We start from the raw sequence: 17,987 nt of genomic DNA on the forward strand, positions 1-17,987 counted from the left end.
CGGGACCTACTCGCTCAAAACCTTCAGCGTGAAGGTCGCCTTGACGTCCTGCTCGATGCCGACGGTGAGTCGATACGTGCCAAGCTTCTTGATCGGATCCTGCAGGTCGATACGACGGCGATCGACCTCCACACCCTGCGCGGCAAAGAGCTTCTCGATGTCCATATTGGTCACCGAACCGAACAATTTGTCTTCGTCGCCGGCACGCACCTTCGTCTCGAGAACCAGACCCTCGATGCGATCCGCCTCGGCTACGGCCGCCTTGCGCTTGCGTGCACGACGGTCCTCAACCAAACGCTTCTCATGGGCGAGCGAGACAAGATTCTTGCTGTCGGCCAAAACGGCCAGACCGCGAGGAATCAGATAGTTCCGCGCATGGCCCGGTCGAACCCGAACCACATCACCCATCTCACCGAGGTGCTCTACATCGTCTCGAAGAATCACGTCCATTGGTCATACCCTCGGTTGGGCCCGATCAGGCCTGCGGCTCGGAAGGAGCTTCCGGAGCGGCTTCGGTCTCGGCGGCGGCTTCCGCTGCCGGGATCTCTGCTTCTGCTGCGGGCGCAGCCTCCTCCACCTCGCGGCGAACGCCGGCGAGTTCCAGAGGCGGACGGTCGGGGTCCACAGCGATGGTCAGGTAGCGCAAAACCGTATCGGCGATCCGCAGATTGCGCTCAACCTCGGCTACGGCCTCTCCGCCACCATGATATTCGACCACGTAGAACTGTGCCCGCTTGAGCTTCTGGATCGGATAGGCCAGCTCTCGCATGCCCCACTCGTGAACCTGAATTTCGCTACCACCCTTGCTGGTGATTGCCTGACGGGTCCGTTCGATCTGTTCCTTGACGCCATCTGCATCCAAATCAGGATGATAGGCGATTGTGCATTCGTAAGCGCGCATGTTTCCTCCGGAAGAACACCAGTGCCTAGCAATCGGACGTCGGCCTCTCAAGGCACTTTTCCGCGGACATTGACGATATTCATCGCAGATTCCGTGCCGGAGCGGCTCCAGGCGCTAATTGCGTCGACTCCGCGGGCGATGGTTTCCGAGATCTTCTCGATTTCAAGGGCGGAATACGGCTCCAAAACGAAGTCCACAACCGACATTTCAGCAGGCGGGCGGCCGATTCCCACCCGCAATCGGGGGAAAACATCCGTTCCCAGGCTCTCGATGAGCGAATCCAGCCCGCGATGACCGCCCGTGCCCCCGGACCGCTTCAATTGCAGGCGCCCCTCCTCAAGGTCCAGATCATCATGGATCACAAGGAGCGACTCGGGCGAAATCCCCTCCCGCGCCAATAAATCCCCCAGGGGTGGCCCGCTGCGGTTCATGAAAAGCTGGGGCTTGGCAAGGACCAACTCGGTATCACCCGCGGAGACTCGCGCGAGGCGAACCCCCTGTGTCTCGGGACCGAGTGTACTATCTTTACCGGAAAGAAAACTCTCCAGAACAAGAAATCCGATGTTGTGTCGTGTCGCCGCGTAGCGCGCCCCGGGGTTGCCCAGGCCCGCCACAACCACTCGGGCCAAACTCAGGACTCAGCTGGTGCGTCGCCCGCCGGTGCTGCCGGGGCTGCCGCTTCCGACGCGGCCGCGGCGGCTGCTTCATCTTCCTCTTCCAGACGGCGGTCTACCACCGGCGCCATCACGGTCACCACTGGCGGGTTGTCTTCCGGGACGGCGCGCACGCCCTCCGGCATGACGAGGTCGTCTACGTGGAGCGAATCTCCGACCTGCAATTTCGTGATATCTGCAGAAATCGATTCGGGGATCCCGGTCGGGAGGCAGCGACAGCTCAGCTCGCGAATCAGCGGCTGCAGAATTCCGCCGAGAGCGACGCCCTCGGACTTGCCATCGAAATGCAAGGCAACCTTGACTTCGATCTCTTGATCCAACGGGACCTGCAACAGATCAAAGTGGAGGGTCTTGCCCGACACCGGGTGACTCTGGATTTCTCGCACCAGGACCATTTTGCCGTCGAGTTCCGTCGCCGGCGAGGACGTCTGAATCAAATGAGCGCCTTCGAGGTTCGCGATGCGACGATTGAAGTCTCTCGCCTCGACGCGAATCAATACGGCATCGGAACCCTGGCCGTAATAGATACCGGGGACTTCGCCGGCACTGCGGGTCCGCCGTGCCGGGCCTTTACCTGCCGAATCGCGTTTTTCCAGATTGAGTGAGATCGTTTCCATGAACCTGCTCCGGGTAATCTGCTTTCTCTCTCAGACAAAGAGAGAACTTACAGATTCCTCGCTATGCGTGCGGCGAATGCCCTCGCCGATGAGTGAAGCTACCGACAGAATCTTGACCTTCGAGCACGCCTTGGCAGCGGGATGAAGATCGATCGTATCTGTAACGACTAGCTCCGAAATTTGCGACTTTTCCAGACGTTCAATCGCCGGACCGGACAGAACCGCGTGAGAACATGCGGCCAGCACCTCTGTTGCGCCGGCGTCGATCGCTGCCTTGGCCGCCGTCGTCAGCGTTCCGGCGGTGTCCACCATATCGTCGACGAGGATTGCGGTGGTCGAGCTGACCTCGCCGATGATATTCATCTCGGCGATTTCGTTCGGGCCCGAACGCCGCTTGTCGATCACGGCAAGCGAACCATCAAGCCGCTTGGCGTAGGCGCGCGCGCGCTCGACACCACCTGCATCCGGCGAAATCACGCTGGCGCGCATACCGTCGACCCGGTCACGCAAGTAGCGCAACAAAACAGGAGTGGCGTAGAGGTTGTCGACCGGACAATCGAAGAAGCCCTGAATCTGACCCGCGTGCAGGTCCATCGTCAACAATCGGCCAGCGCCCGCAGTCTGCATCAGATCCGCAACCAGTTTGGCGCTGATCGGGGCCCTCGGGGCCACCTTTCGATCCTGACGCGCATAACCGTAATACGGCACGACCGCGGTGATCCGCTTTGCCGAGGCCCTCTTGAGAGCATCGAGCATCAGCAGGAGTTCCATCAAATGATCGTTGGTCGGCGTGGATGTCGATTGAATGACAAAAACGTCGCTACCGCGAACGTTTTCCTGAATATCGACATTGATTTCGCCATCGCTGAAACGGCGAATCTCGGCCTGTGCCAGGGGCGTGCCCAGATGCGAACAGACCTCACGGGCCAGCGGCAGGTTGGAATTCCCGCTGAAGACCCGCAGTGCGTCCTTGCTCTTCTCTGGTAATTTCTGGTCGTCTTTCATAGCTTGCTCGGCGTTTCACTTCACCGCTTCATCAACAGGGCGGGAAGGGTTCGAACCTTCGAATGCCGGGACCAAAACCCGGTGCCTTACCACTTGGCTACCGCCCTCCAAAAGTGAAGGTCTTCTCTGCCGCCATTACCCTTAGCGATCCCGACCCCTCGCTGCCACCGAGACGGGCCGAGGAAGCCACGAATGCGGTGCCTCCATGGAATTTTCCGCCCACTCATGGCATCTCGCGTATCGCTCTTGTAAGGGAAAACCTCAGGCGCCCGTAGTGAAATGGATATCACGAGGGCCTCCGGAGCCCTAAGTGCAGGTTCGATTCCTGCCGGGCGCGCTTTGAAAAGCCCCTGCCTCGCAGGGGCTTTTCTATTTTCAGCCCCGCAGGACCCGCGCCACCCAATTGCATCAGCGTCCGCCCCCGCAGCCCGGACTGACTTTGCCTGAATCGGTCGAAAAAACCGGAATATCGACTTTCGGACTCTGGCTACATCTCGAATTCCCGGTCAACATTTTGCCTCCATGAAGGAACCGACGGGGGGCGAATCGATGAACATCAAAAGAGCATGCAGTGGCCTGATCACTCTGGCGCTGGTCCTCCTCACCGGCGGTCCCGCTGACGCCAACCGGCCGCTGGCCGGGAGATCCCTGAGAGTGGAACCAACCGAAGGCGGATCCCGCAGCCTTGTCGTGCTGAAGTCGGCGAAGACGACGGCTCTCGCTACCACCGATCCCCTCCCGGATCCGCGCATCCAGGAAACCAGTATACTGGTGCGCTGGTCCGGCGGCGCCCCCGTTCACGAGGGCCGAACCGAGCGAATCCTGCTGGATCCGACCAAATGGAGCGCGCTGGGCCAACCGGCCGGCAGTCGGGGCTGGCGCTACCACGACCCGTCCGCCGCAAGAGGCGGCATTCGCTCGATCTCCCTGCGGCAGACCGCGCGCAGCGGCAGTCTGCGATGGACGGCGCGAGGCCCCGGTTGGGACTGGCCCATGACCGGCCCGCTGGCCTCGATGGACCTTGACTTGCAGATAGGGGACCAGCGGTTGTGCTCGTCTTTCGAGGCGGACACCGCCGAAACGCGGATCAATACGACGGCCGGTCGTCTCTCGGCGCGCGCCATGCCCGGTCCTGCGCAGTGTGGCTCAGCCGTCTGCGGCAACGGTTTGGTAGAGGGGCCTGAATCCTGCGACGACGGAAACCTCTCCGAGACGGACCTCTGTTCGAACGACTGCGCGCGGGAACAGGGCCCTGCACCCGAGGACCCGGCGCCCGGCACGACTCTGCTCTTCGAGAACAACCGCCTTCACCTGGTAGGGCCCTCCACCGCCTTGCAGCCAGGCCGTCTCGAGATCGAGCCCGGCACTGCCGGACGATTTGACAGGCTGCCTCTCGGACCGACCGCGCTTGTCTATGAGGCGGATATGTTGACCGCCTCCCATGCGCCCGATCTGGGTCCAAGCTCGCTGTGGGTTTACCTCGACGGCAGCACCACCAACGGAATCTATGCGCAGGCCCGAATCCTTTTCGACTTCGAGGATGACGGCATCGTCGACCGCGAGGAGCTTTTCACAGCCGCTCCCGCGCACGCAAATCGTGGCCTCGACCTCTACGACTCCCCACGGTTTCCGCGATTGACGGCGATCGGAGCCTATCGAGACCTTGAAAATGGACGCATCCGCATCGAGTTTCGTAACCCGCTGATGCCGCCCCGCGAAGGCCCCGAGATCCGCACGGGTGAGCCCGTCTCCTCCCATGCAGCGTCGCATATTCGCGTACCCTTCGTTTTTTCCGAAATCGAAAGGATCGTCGAGGATACGCCACCCCTGCCCGCCCTGTATCCCGAGAGCATCCTATGTCCGGCCGAGGGGGACGCTCGCTGCGCCGCCGTACGCACCGGTGGCATCCTGGCGCCGGAAGCACGACGACTCGCCAGAGAGGCCGGTCTCGACGCTTTCCGATTTCAGGGCAACCACGGATCGTGCGCTGGATGTCATGTGCCCGATGGATTTGATTTGGCGATCATCGGCTACCGCGATGAAGACATCCGTCGCCGGGCCCTCGAGCACGTCTCGGCGGAGAAATCCGAGGCCATCGTGGAGCTGGTCCGGATACAGCGGGAAGAGCACGCACTTACCCAGCTCTTGCACCCCGCGAAATTCCGCCCGCTGCAGCCCGGCTTTGCCGCACTCCCCGGCAACACACCCCGGGAACGCGATTTTGCATTCTTGCGACACCTCGCCGAGGAGCAGAGTCTGATCCTGCTCACGGATGTGATCGATTCTCGCGCCAAGGCAGAGCTCGCCGAGCAACAACTTCTGGCACTCGATGTCCATAAATTGCAGATCGGCGTTCGACTCGACCGCTGGTCAGAGGACACCTTCCACGGGCCCAGCCATATCGGTCAGGATCCAGACGATTCCGCTGGCAATACTGGCCAATCGGCCAGCGTCGCCGAATGGCTGCCGAACCTGGCAACCGAGCCCCTTCCCGATCAGGACGAAGCCTTCTACGCGAGCTTCGACCGCTATGCCGAAAATCCGACGGACCTTGCTTTCTGGAGGTTCTACGACAGGATTCGGGAGAACACCGGGAGCCATGAGACCTTACTCACGCCTGCTGACCAAAGAGCCTTCACCTGGATGCAGACGAAATACGAGGCCATTCAAGTCATGGGCCATATGCTGCGCCGAGGGACTCTGGCGGCTCCCGATACAACAATTGACCAGCCAGGCGGAACCGATGAGGCCAGCTTGGCAACCTCCATCGCGAGGAATCCCTTCTGGCGGGTGGGCGACCTGATTCGCCAGCACCCACTCAACTGCAACCACCCCGACGGTTGCACCACTTTTCCGGAATTCGTCCCCGCCGAGTCCCGCGAGCGCGAGCAGAATATCCAATCGCGGATACTGCAGCGGGCCTGGTTTTGGGCCGGTTGGATGGTCGACGATGCCTTGCTGCGTTCCGAGGATGATTTTGCGACAATCTCCGGCGACTACTTCTACCCGCTGCACCACGGCGTCTGGAATGGGCATTATGCCTTTATCACCGCTCGGATGTCGGCCCTGAAAGCGAACGCCGCGGCCAAAATTCGGCCTTGGCACCACGCCCGTGCCGGACACGGCAAATGGGCCAGCATTCGGCCCTTCCTGGTCTTCAAGCACAGCGAATTCCAGCGCCCGATGGTCGGCAAGAGCGACCCCAGATACTTCTGGAACCAACGATTGATGAGCAACCTCGCTCGCATGTGGCTGTATCTGGTTCATGCCGACCTGGAACGATCCGGCAGCGCTTTTGATCGGGAGGGCACCGCCAAGGCGATGAACTTCGTGCGGCTCAACTGGCTGGATAGCGTCGACCCCGGTGGCGACCGGGCGGCTACCGACCAGCTATTCAGCGAGATTGTCGCCATGCTTCGTGAGGCCGACGAACTGCGCGAGCAGCACCACACAGACGACCTGTATGACTACCTGCCTGTCGATGCCGTCGTCCTGGACTGAGAGATGGACGAGTTCCTTCTGCGCAGACACGCCGGAACACGGGAGCAACGCGACCCGGCACATCCTCTATCCCGACGGCGACTGGAAAGCCCGACCCCAAAGACGCGTTCGCGGCATCGGAATCATTAGTCGTTTCGCAGGCAGCCCTCTGATAGGCTCCTGCCATACCGATGGTCGCGACTGGTCCCGATAGCTCAAGCCCTGCCGAGATCCGGCTGGAGGATGTGTCGATGTCCTTTGGCTCTCGCTCGGTCCTGAATGACTTCAGCGGTTGCTTTCCGGCGGGGAAAATCAGCGTCGTACTCGGGGGCAGCGGTGCGGGGAAAAGCACTCTGCTGCGATTGATCGGGGGCCTCATCGCCCCCGATTCGGGAACCATCGAGGTCGCCGGCACATCGGTCGTCGGGTCCAATCCGCGCGAATTACGCGCCGTCCGCGATCAGGTCGCAATGCTTTTTCAGGGCGGCGCCCTCCTCGACTCGCTGAACGTCTTTGACAATATTGCCCTCCCTCTCCGCGAGCATACCGCGCTCACCGCGGGGGAAATCGAGGCGCGGGTCCACGAAGCGCTCGAGAGCGTCGGCTTGCGCCGGGTCGACCACCTGCTTCCAGGTGAATTATCCGGCGGGATGCTGCGCCGCACCGCGCTCGCACGCGCCATCGTCCACCAACCCCGCATTCTTCTATGCGATGAGCCATTTTCCGGGTTGGACCCAATATCGGTCCGCCGCATCGAGGAACTACTGGTTGATCTGAACCGTGAGCACGGCATGACGATCCTTGTGGTCTCCCACCATATTCCCTCCACCATGCGGATGGCCGATCACGTGCTCCTGTTTCTTGGTGACCGCCACGTATCAGGCACGCCAGACGAGATGCGCGCCCGACCCGAAACGGAAATCGCGGCTTTCTTCGAGGAGAGTCGGCCCGCGGGGAGCCTCGGATGAACGCAACACTCCAGGCCATCCGTCAACTCGGTTTTCAGACCCTGACCGCGATCCAGCGCCTCGGCCAGTTTCTTTTTTTCTCGGCCCAGCTCCTGGCAGCTATCATCCAGCCACCATGGCGCGGGCGTCGGCTGGTCGAAGAGACCTGGCTGCTGGGCGTTCTTTCCCTGCTGGTCGTCTCCATATCCGGGCTGGCGGTTGGCATGGTTCTGGGTCTGCAGGGATATAATACCCTGGTTCGCTTCGGCGCCGAGGGCGCGCTGGGAACCGTCGTCGGCCTGAGTCTGATTCGAGAGCTGGGACCGGTCCTTACCGGCTTGTTGGTCACCGGACGAGCGGGCTCCGCTACCGCCGCCGGAATCGCGTCCATGGTCACGACCGAACAGCTCGATGGTCTGCGCATGATGTCGATCAACCCGCTGCAAAGCGTCGTTGCCCCCAAGGCATTGGGCATGATCTTGATGATGCCGATTCTGACCGCCATTTTTGTCCTTTTCGGTCTGGCAGGTGGCTATTTTGTCGGGGTCGAATTGATGGGGATGGATCCAGGCGCCTTTCTCAGCGGCCTGCAGGACTCAATTCGTTTCGCTGACGATATCGGCGCCTGTTACGTCAAGTCGTTGCTCTTTGGGACTCTGGCCGGGCTCATCGCCACTTTCCAGGGATACACCGCCACACCGAGCGCCGAAGGCGTCAGTCGCGCTACGACGTCCACCGTGGTCTTCACCTCGGTCGCGATTCTGATCAGCGATTATTTCGTCACGGCCTTATGGGGATTCGAGATATGATGACACGTTCACCTGCACGCGATCTGATCGCCGGACTCTTCGTGATCTTCGGCATGATTGCCGTTGCCGTATTGGCCTTCCGCGTCGGCCAGGACCCCTTTGCCGAAAAGGGCGGCCTGGTCCTTTTTGCGACCTTCGATGAAGCTGCGGGACTCAAAAAGCTCGCTCCGGTAGATATCGCCGGGGTCAGGGTCGGGCGCGTTCGGGCCATCGCGCTCGATGACGACTACCGGGCTCGTGTCCGCATGGAACTCGACGGGTCGCTGGAGCTTCCGACCGACACCAGCGCATCGATCGTCACTGCCGGCGTCCTCGGCGATCGCTATATTTCCCTCCAGCTCGGGGGTGAGGACCTGATTCTTACCTCCGGCGAAGAAATCAGCTTCACCGAGTCTGCGGTTATTCTGGAACGCTTGATCGGCAAAGTTCTCGACAATGTCGGGGCGCCCAACTAAAGCTCGATTGTGCTCGGGAAGACTCCAGATCGGTTCCGCCGAACTCTTTTTACTCTCCTGCTCCTGATGGGAGCCTTCGGGGCTTCGGCGAGTCTGGCTGCCGGGACGAATCCCATAGACCCCACCGCAGAGTTGGAGACTGTCGAAGGGAACGCCGATCCCGAGGGACGTGACCCTCTCGAGCCCATGAATCGCGCTATCTTCGGCTTCAACGAGGACCTCGACGATTGGGTCCTTCAGCCGGTCGCCAGCACGTGGGACTTTATCGCCCCGAAACCCATCGAATACGCAATCGAGAATTTCTACGACAACCTGCTCTTTCCGGTGCGATTCGTAAATCTTCTCCTGCAAGGCGAGCTTGATCCGGCCGCGCTCGCGTTGAGTCGATTTTGCGTCAACACAACTCTCGGGATCGGCGGCATTTTCGACGCAGCCAGCTTTCTGGATCTGGAACGCCAAAGGGCCGACTTCGGACAGACGCTCGGCAAATGGGGCGTCCCGCCCGGGCCCTACCTCGTACTGCCCTTGTGGGGGCCTTCAAATCCTAGAGATTCGGTCGGACTTCTGGTGGACGGATATCTCGGAATCACCACATTTTTCATCGACTGGCCAATTCTGATCGGCTCGGTCGTGGCCGATACGATCAATCGACGCGCCCTCCTCCTCGGTCAGGTCGAGGACCTCAAAGACGCGTCATTAGATCTCTACATCGCGGCACGTGATGCCTACGGGCAACAGCGTCAGGAGCGAATTCTCGGAGCCGAAGAAGCCGGCCGGCAACGTGATGAGGAACTCTATTTTTTCGATGATTTCGATGAGGAGGAATGGTGATGCGGTTCGTGATGCAGTTTCTGATGCTCTTCGTGGCAATCCTGCTGCCCGGGACCAGCATCGGCTCGGAACAAAAGCCGACGGCCTTTGTCTCTGACATGGCTGACGAAGTCATCGTGGTTCTCAAGCAAGGCAACCTCTCGGACGAGAGCAAAATCGCCCGGATCGAGACCATCGCGGACAGGCGATTTCATTTCCCGAGCATTGCCCGACTGGTTGCGGCACGCAATTGGAGGCGTATGGACACCGCGCAGAAAAAGGCCTTCAGCAAGGAGTTCCAAAAGCATCTCGGCGTGACCTACGGCAAGAATATAAGCCGCTTCGACGATCAGACGATCTTGATCACCGGTGATCGCGAAGAGCCCCGCGGCGACTGGACGGTCAAGACGAAAATCCTGCAGCCCGGAGGCGAGGATTTTCTCGTGGACTATCGCCTGCGCAAGATCAAGGGGTCATGGCGCGTCATCGACGTCGTCGTCGAGCATATCAGCCTCGTGGCCAACTTCCGCTCTCAGGTGCAGGAACTCTTCTCCAAACGGGGCCTCGACGAGACCCTCGTCTTTCTGGCGGAAAAAAATGCCAGCGGTCAGAGCATCCTGCCGCCGGATCAGACTACGCCTTCCCGGTAGCACCGCGCCTTCCCGGCTATAGCCAGAAGGTGCCGGTCGGAAGTGGCAGGCCAGCCTCGCCTCAGGCAGGTGCGGGGAAAAGAACACCCGTGAGAGGGTGCGTGCCCTTGTCTTCGCGGGACTGAGCGTTCTCGACTTTGGCAAGTTCGCGCCGCTCTTCCGCCTTCGCCTCGGTCAGCAATTCTCGAATCGAGCCATGGCAGCCTCCACAACCGGCACCCGCGCCGCAGGAATTGGTGACTTCCTTGCGTGTGCAGGCACCGCCGCGAATGGCGGTCTGGACGACTCGTTCGGAAACGCCCTGACAAAGACAAACGATCATGGTGTAAGGATATAGATATTGATTATCGTTATCAATAGGGAAATTTAGTGAAAATTTCGCGCCGGTGGAAGGTGCTCCTCAGTCCCTACCGGCCTCAGAGAATCCACCTTCAGATGGGTCACACCCTCCTGTTTCTGCAGAAAACCGCTCAGGATCAGCAAAGGATATTTCTGCAAAACCCTACGGAATTGCTCGAATATCTGCGGAACAAGAAACGCATTTGCCAGCCCTGTCTCATCTTCCAGGGTCAGAAAGCAGAACCCACCAGCCGATTGCGGCCTTTGACGGACGATCACCGCCCCCGCGACTTCAACAGATGCTCCATCCGGAAGCGCGAGCATCTGCGACAGCGAAAGAACCCCTTTTCCCCGCAGTTCCGAACGCAGCTCCGCGAGCAGATGTGGCTCGGTCGTCACACCCGTGGCCGCATAATCCGTCAATCGCTCCTCCCAAGGGGTCATTTCCGGTGGGATGAACGCATCGGCCGCGGTTTCGGGAGACGTTTCGAGACCATGAAGCAAAGTTTCGCGAGGTCGTGGCAAAGCCGAAATCTGCCATAGAGCCGCACGCCGGTCGCCCTCGCCCAAAGAGGCCAATGCGCCGGCCCGAGCCAAACGACCCAACTCGTTTTGCGCCAAAGAAGATCGTGCGGCCAGGTCCTGAAGGTTCCCATAGACTTTCCGTTCGCGCTCACGGACCAGCTGCACCCCCTGTTCGGCGCGCAGACCATGGATGAAGCGCAATCCCAGACGTACCACCGGTTGCCCCCGACAAGACCCCTTCTCCAGCGTGCTATCCCATGACGAACGAAGGACGTCTACCGGGAGCACCTCGACCCCGTGCCGCTGGGCGTCCGAAATCAGTGTGGACGGATGATAAAATCCCATGGGCCAGCAGTTCAGAAGCGAACAAAGGAAGGCGGCCGGATAATGCGCCTTCAGATAGGCCGATGCGTAGGCGATCAAGGCAAAGCTCGCCGCATGGGATTCGGGGAAGCCATACATCGCAAAAGAGGTGATGGCCTGAACGATCTCCTCGGCCGCGCCTGCCTCGATCCCGCGCTCCGCGAGGCCCCTGTAGAGCTTCGCCTCGAGAAATTTCATCTTTGCTGTTGAACGCTTGAACCCCATGGCACGGCGCAGTTCTTCGGCTTCACCGGGGCGAAAGCCAGCGGCAACAACCGCGATCCTCAACAGTTGCTCCTGAAACAAGGGGACCCCAAGTGTCCGACGCAGAATGGGCTCCAGCGAGGGATGTGCGTAACGAACAGGCTCCCGCCCCGATCGGCGATTGAGATAGGGGTGGACCATTTTCCCCACAATCGGTCCGGGGCGAATCAAGGCAACTTCGACAACCAGATCGTAGAAGGTCGCCGGTTTCAGTCGAGGCAGCGTTGCCATTTGTGCACGTGATTCGATCTGGAAGACGCCCACCGTATCGGCCTTCTGGATCATTGCGTATGTCTTTGGGTCATCCGGCGGAAGTCGCGCCAGGTCCAGATCGACTCCGGAGGTTTCGCGGACCAGGGGAATCGTCCTCTCAAGGACCGCGAGCATCCCCAAGCCCAGCAAGTCGATCTTGATCAGTCCCAGATCCGCGCAATCCTCCTTGTCCCATTGCACGACGCTTCGACCTGGCATTGCCGCAGGTTCAAGCGGTACGACTTCATCCAGTCGACCGGCCGAAAGAATCATGCCGCCTGAATGCTGCCCCAGGTGACGCGGCAGTCCCTCCATGGACTCGACAGCCCGCACCAGAAGCTGCATCCGCCGACTGTTGAGATCGACCCCTGCTTCCATGAACCTTTCGGCTAACGACCCTTCACTCGCAGCCAACCCCTGTCGCCCGAGGTCGCGACTGATCCGGTCCACCTGCAGAGGGGAGAGACCAAAACCTTTCGCCGCTTCACGCAGCGCGCTCCGGCGGCGATAGGTAATCACGTTGGCGGTCATGGCCACACCGGATCCGACCGTTGGCGCCTGTGGGACATCGGCCGGCGCGCGATGCGACCCACCGTAGCGACGATAAAGATATTGAATCACCTTCTCGCGCTGCGCACCCGAGGGAAGATCGAGGTCAATATCCGGCCACTCCCCCCGCTCCTCGGAGAGAAACCTCTCGAAAAGAAGATCCATACCGACGGCATCGACCGCCGTGATCCCCAAAGAATAGCAAACCGCGCTATTGGCCGCCGAACCTCGGCCCTGCACCAGGATCTCTGCGTTCCGACAAAACTGAACAATATCGTGAACGATCAGAAAATAACCTTCCAGACCCAGCTTCCCGATAATGGTCAATTCATGCTGCAGTTGGGACTGCACACGCGAAGAAAGCGGCGATCCATAACGCCTCGTCGCTCCTTCCAATGTGAGTTCCCGAAGGTACTGCAGGGAAGAAGCTCCGGGGGGCACCGGACACTCCGGGAATCGATAGCCCAGATCGCCCATACGAAACTCCAACTGCTCGGCGATCTCCCGGCTCTGCCTCAGAGCCTCGGGCAGGTCTCGAAAGCGTTCCGCCATCAGGCGTGGATCGGTCAAGCATTGCTCAGTATTCGAGAAGGCGTCTCGTCCCAGCTCGGCAAGAGGGCGTCCCAAACGAATGCTCGAGAACAGGTCGACCAAAGCTCGACTCTCGGGCCGCGCGAAAGCGACATCACCCGAAGCCACGAGAGGAAGGTGGACCGCCTCGGCCAGGTCGGTCAACGCCCGACTACGACGCTCGACGCGCAGGTTCCGGGATCTTTGGATATCGATCCAGAGACGTTTTCCGAACAGGCGGTGGAGAACCCTCGCGCGTTGCCGTGCCTGCGTTGTTCGCCCGTACCGCAAGTCATTCGTAATCGGGCTGAAGGGGCCACCTGCCAGACAGAGCAGTCCTCCTGTTTCGCCTTCGAGGTCCGCCAGCGACAGCTGGAATTCGCCTTTGATCGGGGATCGAGAATGGCCCAGAGTCAGCAGGCGACAAAGCCGGCGATATCCACCGCGAGAGGCCACCAGCAACAATAGACGCCCCTCCCGGAATTCAACCTCCGCACCCACCAGGGAACGCAGTGGCGTCTCGCGAGCGCTCTTCCAGAATCGGGGGGCGCCGTAAAGCCCGTTACGATCCGCCAGTGCCAGCGACGAGTACCCCAACTCCAGAGCACGCTCGACCAACTCTTCGGGGAGTGAGCCACCTTCCAGAAAGGAGAAGGCGCTCCGACATCGTAATTCCACGTAATCCGCCGCAAGAGCCACGACCAATCTTCGCTTTTTGTTCGCCCCAGTGCAAGCGTCGGCGCAAACCCGAGCGCAAGCCTCAGCCGAGCTGCTCGCGAAGGGCCGCAAGAACGGCTTGTGCCCGCCCCAAAATGGCCGGCCCGTGCGTTGGCGCCAGATCCTCGACCCCGGTTGCCTGCAGCACGGCCAGCGACTCGCGAGCCGCCTGCGGATCAGCGGTCATCCCCGGGACCGGGTCCAGACTCGGGGACTCGGAGACATTGAACAAAGCGTCCGAGGAAATCAGCAAGCCATCCGTCCTGTGCAAAAGGGCAATCTGCCCGGGCGTATGACCCGGAATGGCAAGGACTTCCAAATCGTGGATCACCTCTCCAGGTTGCAAGGTTGCATCGACTTCGATCGTGGGGATTTCGCGCTTGCGGTTCAGATGATTCAGGGTCAAAGCAACCTTCGGCAAAAAGCCTCGAGCCCCCGCAGCAAGAGAGGCTCCCTCGATATAGGGCTTCTCCAGCACCGAGCTCAGAACGCGCGTGTCTGCATGCTCGATGATTTCCGGCGTGCCGCCAATATGGTCGGCATGCGCGTTGGTCAGAATCAGATCAGTGATCTCGTTGGGCGCCGGCAAACTCGAAGCCGCGGTAAGAATCGCAAAGCCCCAGCCGGGGAAACCTGCGTCCACGAGACAGAGACCGCGTTGATGTCGCACCAAAAACGCGGCGACCTGAAAACGGCCATGCAAATCGACAGCAGCCACGTGGGGGCTGATCGGGCGCAGGCGAGCTACAGGCATGCAGGAATCGTAGCGTGCCGATGACAACTCTTCACGGACAGCGAAAAGCCATCGTCATCCGCGATTCAGCGCAATCCAGAGTTTTTTCGCGACGACCGCCAATATGGAGGTCAGGACCCCGGTCCCTCGCTGGGCCTTCCGGCCAGCAAGGTCTTGATGGTGTCCCGCAGTCGTGACGGGGGACACGGCTTGGAGAGGAATAAGGAGCAACCAGCCTCGAGAGCACGCTCTCGATCGCTGGGTTGGTGCCGGGCGCTCAGTGCGACCATCACGGGAGAATCGGCGCCATTGCGCGAACGGATCTCCGAGGCCACCCAGAGCCCATCCCGTTCCGGCATCGACATGTCCAGAAGCACAAGGTCCGGCCTGTCAGCACCGGCGATCTCGACGGCCGATCGACCATCGCATGCCTCCAGAACATCATAGCCCGCCCGGTCCAGTACTCCCTTGACCAGATGTCGGATCTCCGAGTCATCATCCACTACGAGAACAGTAGCCACTGTCACATCCCCCCTGATTTTGCGTGACGATTCTCTGCCCAGACAAAGCAAACAACATGCCTCCAGCACCCCCGAAAGGCAAGGCACGCAGCGCGATAAAACACTGCAACCCTGCAAGCGCGCCCAAACTCTTGCGTGCACGCCATGACCGGGGTGCCTACCCCTCGCCTCTCGGCCCCATGCCGCGCCCGAAAGGTCTCATCCTTCTTGAGATCATGAGCGCTATTGGCTAGCGGATACCCATGGCACAAGAGGACAAGGCACTCCTAGGTGAAATCATTCGATCCGTCGATCGCACCCTCAAATGGGAAGCGACCCCGGCAAAGGACGGAGGCCTGCGCCTGACCGTGAAGAACAAATACGGCGAGGCGAGCTGTGACGTTTCCGACACCCGCCTGAGCGATGCGTTGGAGAACGATGCGATTTCTCGCAATGAACTCCGCGAGCTCGTCAAGCGAACCCGTCGTCGAATCTTCACCCACAAGAAACCCTATATGCCTTGGCGGATGCCCAAGATCGTCCCGATTGGCGCACCCGGCCCTCGCAGCGGTGGCTGGGGTGGCAGCGGTGGCGGCGGTGGCGGTGGCCGTCGTTAAAACAGGCAAATCTGCCTGAAAGAATTGACAGTTCCCTACCTGCTCGCTAGAGATCGCGGGCGGGGTGGAGCAGTCCGGTAGCTCGTCGGGCTCATAACCCGAAGGCCGCAGGTTCAAATCCTGCCCCCGCAACTCTTTAAAACGCGCACCTCAACTTGTTTAGGTGCGCGTTTTTTTATGGTCAGGGTCGGAAGAAAGGCCTGCCGGGCATGGCGAATCACCCAAAAAGCCGCACCCTCTCCACCCGAAGGCTTGTGCTGCGCCCATGGACGGACGACGACTACCAACCGTTTGCCGACCTGAATGCTGATCCGGAGGTAATGGAGCACTTCCCCGCCCCTCTCAAGCGAGCCGAGAGTGACCGATTCGCAGATCAGGCCCGGCGCCGGCTGGAGGAAGACGGATTCGGGTTCTGGGCGGTGGAACTCCCGGAAAAGGCCCCGTTTATAGGCTTTGTCGGCATCTCCGCGGCCACGTTTGACGCTGACTTCACACCCTGTGTCGAGGTTGGTTGGCGACTCGCCAGGCAATTCTGGGGACAGGGCCTGGCCCCGGAAGCCGCCGCCAGGGCCGTCGAGTTCGGCTTCTCGGAACTCCATTTGCAGGAAATCTCCTCGTTTACAGCGACCTCCAACCGCCGCTCCGTGCGTGTCATGGAAAAGATCGGCATGGAGCCGGCCGGGCGCTTCCTGCATCCCGGCGTGCCCTCGGGGCACCCCCTCGAGCCACATCTCCTCTATCGACTCGCGGCGCCCACGGAAGCCCGAACGCGAAAAGGCCCGACACTCAAATAAGTGTCGGGCCTGATCGAGAAGAATTCGGCAGCGTCCTACTCTCCCACGTCCATAGAACGCAGTACCATCGGCGCAGAAGGGGTTCACTGCCGTGTTCGGGATGGGAACGGGTGTAGCACCTTCGCTATTGCCACCGAAAATCGGATATCGATTAGAATCATGCTTTGTCTAAGAGACGCATTCAGAGCGTTCAGTCATGGTAACTCGTGAATAGCGGTCAAGCCTCACGGCCAATTAGTACAGGTTAGCTCCACGCATTGCTGCGCTTCCACACCCTGCCTATCAACGTCATAGTCTTTAACGGGCCTTCAGGGACTTGCGTCCAGGGAAATCTTATCTTGGGGTGGGCTTCCCGCTTATATGCTTTCAGCGGTTATCCCATCCGTACATAGCTACCCGGCGGTGCAGCTGGCGCTACAACCGGCACACCAGAGGTACGTCCCTCCCGGTCCTCTCGTACTAAGGAGAGCTCCCCTCAAATTTCCTGCGCCCACGGCGGATAGGGACCGAACTGTCTCACGACGTTCTGAACCCAGCTCGCGTGCCACTTTAATCGGCGAACAGCCGAACCCTTGGGACCTGCTCCAGCCCCAGGATGTGACGTGCCGACATCGAGGTGCCAAACCTCCCCGTCGATGTGAACTCTTGGGGGAGATTAGCCTGTTATCCCTAGAGTAACTTTTATCCGTTGAGCGACGGCCTTTCCACACAGCACCGTCGGATCACTAAAGCCGACTTTCGTCTCTGCTTGACATGTCAGTCTCGCAGTCAAGCTCCCTTATGCTTTTACACTCTATGGTTGATTTCCGTCCAACCTGAGGGAACCTTTGTGCACCTCCATTACCTTTTGGGAGGTGACTGCCCCAGTCAAACTGCCCGCCTGAAACTGTTCTTTGACCAGATAATGGTACAAAGTTAGAAATCTAACATTACAAGAGTGGTATCTCACTGATAGCTCAGATATTCCCGCAAGATTATCGTCAAAGCTTCCCACCTATGCTGCGCGAATAAAGTCCAATTTCAATTTCAAGCTACAGTAAAGCTTCATAGGGTCTTTCTGTCCTGGTGCAGGTAGTCCGCATCTTCACAGACAAGTCTATTTCACCGAGCCTCTCTCCGAGACAGTATCCAAATCATTACGCCTTTCGTGCGGGTCGGAACTTACCCGACAAGGAATTTCGCTACCTTAGGACAGTTATAGTTACTGCCGCCGTTCACCAGGGCTTCAGTTGTTAGCTTCATCAAAGATTGACCAACTTCTTTAACCTTCTGGCACTGGGCAGGCGTCAGCCCCCATACATCGTCTTACGACTTAGCGGAGACCTGTGTTTTTGATAAACAGTTGCTTGGATCTTGTTATTGCAACCCAAAAGGGTACTCCTTCTCCCGAAGTTACGGAGTTATTTTGCCGAGTTC

Annotated in this window: 17 protein-coding genes, 3 tRNA genes and 2 rRNA genes; 10 read left to right on the forward strand and 12 right to left on the reverse strand. The window is 59.9% G+C overall.

Annotated elements, in window-relative coordinates; translation table 11 throughout:
- Window positions 1-6: 6 nt before the first annotated feature.
- The 6 genes from rplI to P8K07_16805 form a co-directional block, all read right to left on the reverse strand.
- On the reverse strand, window positions 7-450 hold the full coding sequence (rplI, locus tag P8K07_16780) for a 50S ribosomal protein L9 (GenBank protein MDG1960181.1): 444 nt from the start codon (window positions 448-450) through the stop codon (window positions 7-9).
- 25 nt (window positions 451-475) lie between these two features.
- Complete coding sequence (rpsF, locus tag P8K07_16785; GenBank protein ID MDG1960182.1) at window positions 476-901, reverse strand: 30S ribosomal protein S6; 426 nt, start codon at window positions 899-901, stop codon at window positions 476-478.
- 47 nt (window positions 902-948) lie between these two features.
- Window positions 949-1,521, reverse strand: coding sequence for an aminoacyl-tRNA hydrolase (gene pth, locus P8K07_16790; protein MDG1960183.1), 573 nt, complete (start codon window positions 1,519-1,521; stop codon window positions 949-951).
- 11 nt (window positions 1,522-1,532) lie between these two features.
- Window positions 1,533-2,192: a 50S ribosomal protein L25 gene (locus P8K07_16795; GenBank protein MDG1960184.1), complete on the reverse strand. Its 660-nt coding sequence runs from the start codon at window positions 2,190-2,192 to the stop codon at window positions 1,533-1,535.
- A 30-nt stretch (window positions 2,193-2,222) separates the two neighbouring features.
- The gene (locus P8K07_16800) at window positions 2,223-3,197 is read right to left on the reverse strand and encodes a ribose-phosphate pyrophosphokinase (GenBank protein ID MDG1960185.1); all 975 of its coding nucleotides are present in this window, start codon (window positions 3,195-3,197) and stop codon (window positions 2,223-2,225) included.
- Between the two features lie 35 nt (window positions 3,198-3,232).
- A tRNA-Gln gene (locus P8K07_16805) sits at window positions 3,233-3,304 on the reverse strand.
- A 158-nt stretch (window positions 3,305-3,462) separates the two neighbouring features.
- On the opposite strand from P8K07_16805, the gene P8K07_16810 reads away from it, so the two are divergent.
- The 7 genes from P8K07_16810 to P8K07_16840 all read left to right on the forward strand — a co-directional run bounded on the left by P8K07_16810 (window position 3,463) and on the right by P8K07_16840 (window position 10,348).
- Window positions 3,463-3,534: transfer RNA gene (locus tag P8K07_16810), tRNA-Arg, on the forward strand.
- Window positions 3,535-3,719: 185 nt separating this feature from the next.
- A complete protein-coding gene (locus P8K07_16815) occupies window positions 3,720-6,698 on the forward strand; it encodes a hypothetical protein (protein MDG1960186.1) in 2,979 nt (992 codons plus the stop codon).
- 230 nt (window positions 6,699-6,928) lie between these two features.
- Window positions 6,929-7,645, forward strand: coding sequence for an ATP-binding cassette domain-containing protein (locus tag P8K07_16820; GenBank protein MDG1960187.1), 717 nt, complete (start codon window positions 6,929-6,931; stop codon window positions 7,643-7,645).
- Window positions 7,642-8,433, forward strand: coding sequence for an MlaE family lipid ABC transporter permease subunit (locus P8K07_16825; protein ID MDG1960188.1), 792 nt, complete (start codon window positions 7,642-7,644; stop codon window positions 8,431-8,433). The genes P8K07_16820 and P8K07_16825 overlap by 4 nt, the downstream gene beginning before the upstream one ends.
- Window positions 8,430-8,888: an outer membrane lipid asymmetry maintenance protein MlaD gene (gene mlaD, locus P8K07_16830; protein MDG1960189.1), complete on the forward strand. Its 459-nt coding sequence runs from the start codon at window positions 8,430-8,432 to the stop codon at window positions 8,886-8,888. Before P8K07_16825 ends, mlaD begins: the two co-directional genes overlap by 4 nt.
- A gap of 9 nt (window positions 8,889-8,897) precedes the next feature.
- Window positions 8,898-9,719, forward strand: coding sequence for a VacJ family lipoprotein (locus P8K07_16835; GenBank protein MDG1960190.1), 822 nt, complete (start codon window positions 8,898-8,900; stop codon window positions 9,717-9,719).
- Complete coding sequence (locus P8K07_16840; GenBank protein MDG1960191.1) at window positions 9,719-10,348, forward strand: ABC transporter substrate-binding protein; 630 nt, start codon at window positions 9,719-9,721, stop codon at window positions 10,346-10,348. The genes P8K07_16835 and P8K07_16840 overlap by 1 nt, the downstream gene beginning before the upstream one ends.
- Window positions 10,349-10,409: 61 nt before the next feature.
- Here P8K07_16840 and P8K07_16845 read toward each other — a convergent pair whose 3' ends face one another.
- The 4 genes from P8K07_16845 to P8K07_16860 form a co-directional block, all read right to left on the reverse strand.
- Window positions 10,410-10,670 carry a (2Fe-2S)-binding protein gene (locus P8K07_16845; GenBank protein MDG1960192.1) on the reverse strand — a complete coding sequence of 87 codons (261 nt, stop codon included), beginning with the start codon at window positions 10,668-10,670 and terminating at the stop codon, window positions 10,410-10,412.
- Window positions 10,671-10,714: 44 nt separating this feature from the next.
- Window positions 10,715-13,909, reverse strand: coding sequence for an error-prone DNA polymerase (locus P8K07_16850; protein ID MDG1960193.1), 3,195 nt, complete (start codon window positions 13,907-13,909; stop codon window positions 10,715-10,717).
- A 61-nt stretch (window positions 13,910-13,970) separates the two neighbouring features.
- Window positions 13,971-14,681, reverse strand: coding sequence for an MBL fold metallo-hydrolase (locus P8K07_16855; GenBank protein ID MDG1960194.1), 711 nt, complete (start codon window positions 14,679-14,681; stop codon window positions 13,971-13,973).
- A gap of 110 nt (window positions 14,682-14,791) precedes the next feature.
- Complete coding sequence (locus P8K07_16860) at window positions 14,792-15,187, reverse strand: response regulator (protein ID MDG1960195.1); 396 nt, start codon at window positions 15,185-15,187, stop codon at window positions 14,792-14,794.
- Between the two features lie 236 nt (window positions 15,188-15,423).
- Between P8K07_16860 and P8K07_16865 the strand changes: the two genes are divergently transcribed.
- From P8K07_16865 to P8K07_16875, 3 genes are all read left to right on the forward strand, one after another.
- On the forward strand, window positions 15,424-15,777 hold the full coding sequence (locus P8K07_16865; GenBank protein ID MDG1960196.1) for a hypothetical protein: 354 nt from the start codon (window positions 15,424-15,426) through the stop codon (window positions 15,775-15,777).
- Between the two features lie 58 nt (window positions 15,778-15,835).
- Window positions 15,836-15,909: transfer RNA gene (locus tag P8K07_16870), tRNA-Met, on the forward strand.
- Between the two features lie 77 nt (window positions 15,910-15,986).
- Window positions 15,987-16,571 carry a GNAT family N-acetyltransferase gene (locus tag P8K07_16875; GenBank protein MDG1960197.1) on the forward strand — a complete coding sequence of 195 codons (585 nt, stop codon included), beginning with the start codon at window positions 15,987-15,989 and terminating at the stop codon, window positions 16,569-16,571.
- A 22-nt stretch (window positions 16,572-16,593) separates the two neighbouring features.
- Here the strand turns inward: P8K07_16875 and rrf are convergent.
- Both rrf and P8K07_16885 read right to left on the reverse strand, forming a co-directional pair.
- Window positions 16,594-16,709: ribosomal RNA gene (gene rrf, locus P8K07_16880) — 5S ribosomal RNA — on the reverse strand.
- Window positions 16,710-16,784: 75 nt separating this feature from the next.
- A 23S ribosomal RNA gene (locus P8K07_16885) occupies window positions 16,785-17,987 on the reverse strand; the annotation flags it as partial.

Source organism: Candidatus Binatia bacterium, from assembly GCA_029248525.1.
GTDB lineage: Bacteria > Desulfobacterota > Binatia > UBA12015 > UBA12015 > UBA12015.

Coding starts and splice junctions, on each gene's coding strand:
- rplI (MDG1960181.1), bottom strand. CDS start 450: ATGGACGTGATTCTTCGAGACGATGTAGAGCACCTCGGTGAGATGGGT.
- rpsF (MDG1960182.1), bottom strand. CDS start 901: ATGCGCGCTTACGAATGCACAATCGCCTATCATCCTGATTTGGATGCA.
- P8K07_16795 (MDG1960184.1), bottom strand. CDS start 2,192: ATGGAAACGATCTCACTCAATCTGGAAAAACGCGATTCGGCAGGTAAA.
- P8K07_16800 (MDG1960185.1), bottom strand. CDS start 3,197: ATGAAAGACGACCAGAAATTACCAGAGAAGAGCAAGGACGCACTGCGG.
- P8K07_16815 (MDG1960186.1), top strand. CDS start 3,720: ATGAAGGAACCGACGGGGGGCGAATCGATGAACATCAAAAGAGCATGC.
- P8K07_16820 (MDG1960187.1), top strand. CDS start 6,929: ATGTCCTTTGGCTCTCGCTCGGTCCTGAATGACTTCAGCGGTTGCTTT.
- P8K07_16825 (MDG1960188.1), top strand. CDS start 7,642: ATGAACGCAACACTCCAGGCCATCCGTCAACTCGGTTTTCAGACCCTG.
- mlaD (MDG1960189.1), top strand. CDS start 8,430: ATGATGACACGTTCACCTGCACGCGATCTGATCGCCGGACTCTTCGTG.
- P8K07_16840 (MDG1960191.1), top strand. CDS start 9,719: ATGCGGTTCGTGATGCAGTTTCTGATGCTCTTCGTGGCAATCCTGCTG.
- P8K07_16845 (MDG1960192.1), bottom strand. CDS start 10,670: ATGATCGTTTGTCTTTGTCAGGGCGTTTCCGAACGAGTCGTCCAGACC.
- P8K07_16855 (MDG1960194.1), bottom strand. CDS start 14,681: ATGCCTGTAGCTCGCCTGCGCCCGATCAGCCCCCACGTGGCTGCTGTC.
- P8K07_16865 (MDG1960196.1), top strand. CDS start 15,424: ATGGCACAAGAGGACAAGGCACTCCTAGGTGAAATCATTCGATCCGTC.
- P8K07_16875 (MDG1960197.1), top strand. CDS start 15,987: ATGGCGAATCACCCAAAAAGCCGCACCCTCTCCACCCGAAGGCTTGTG.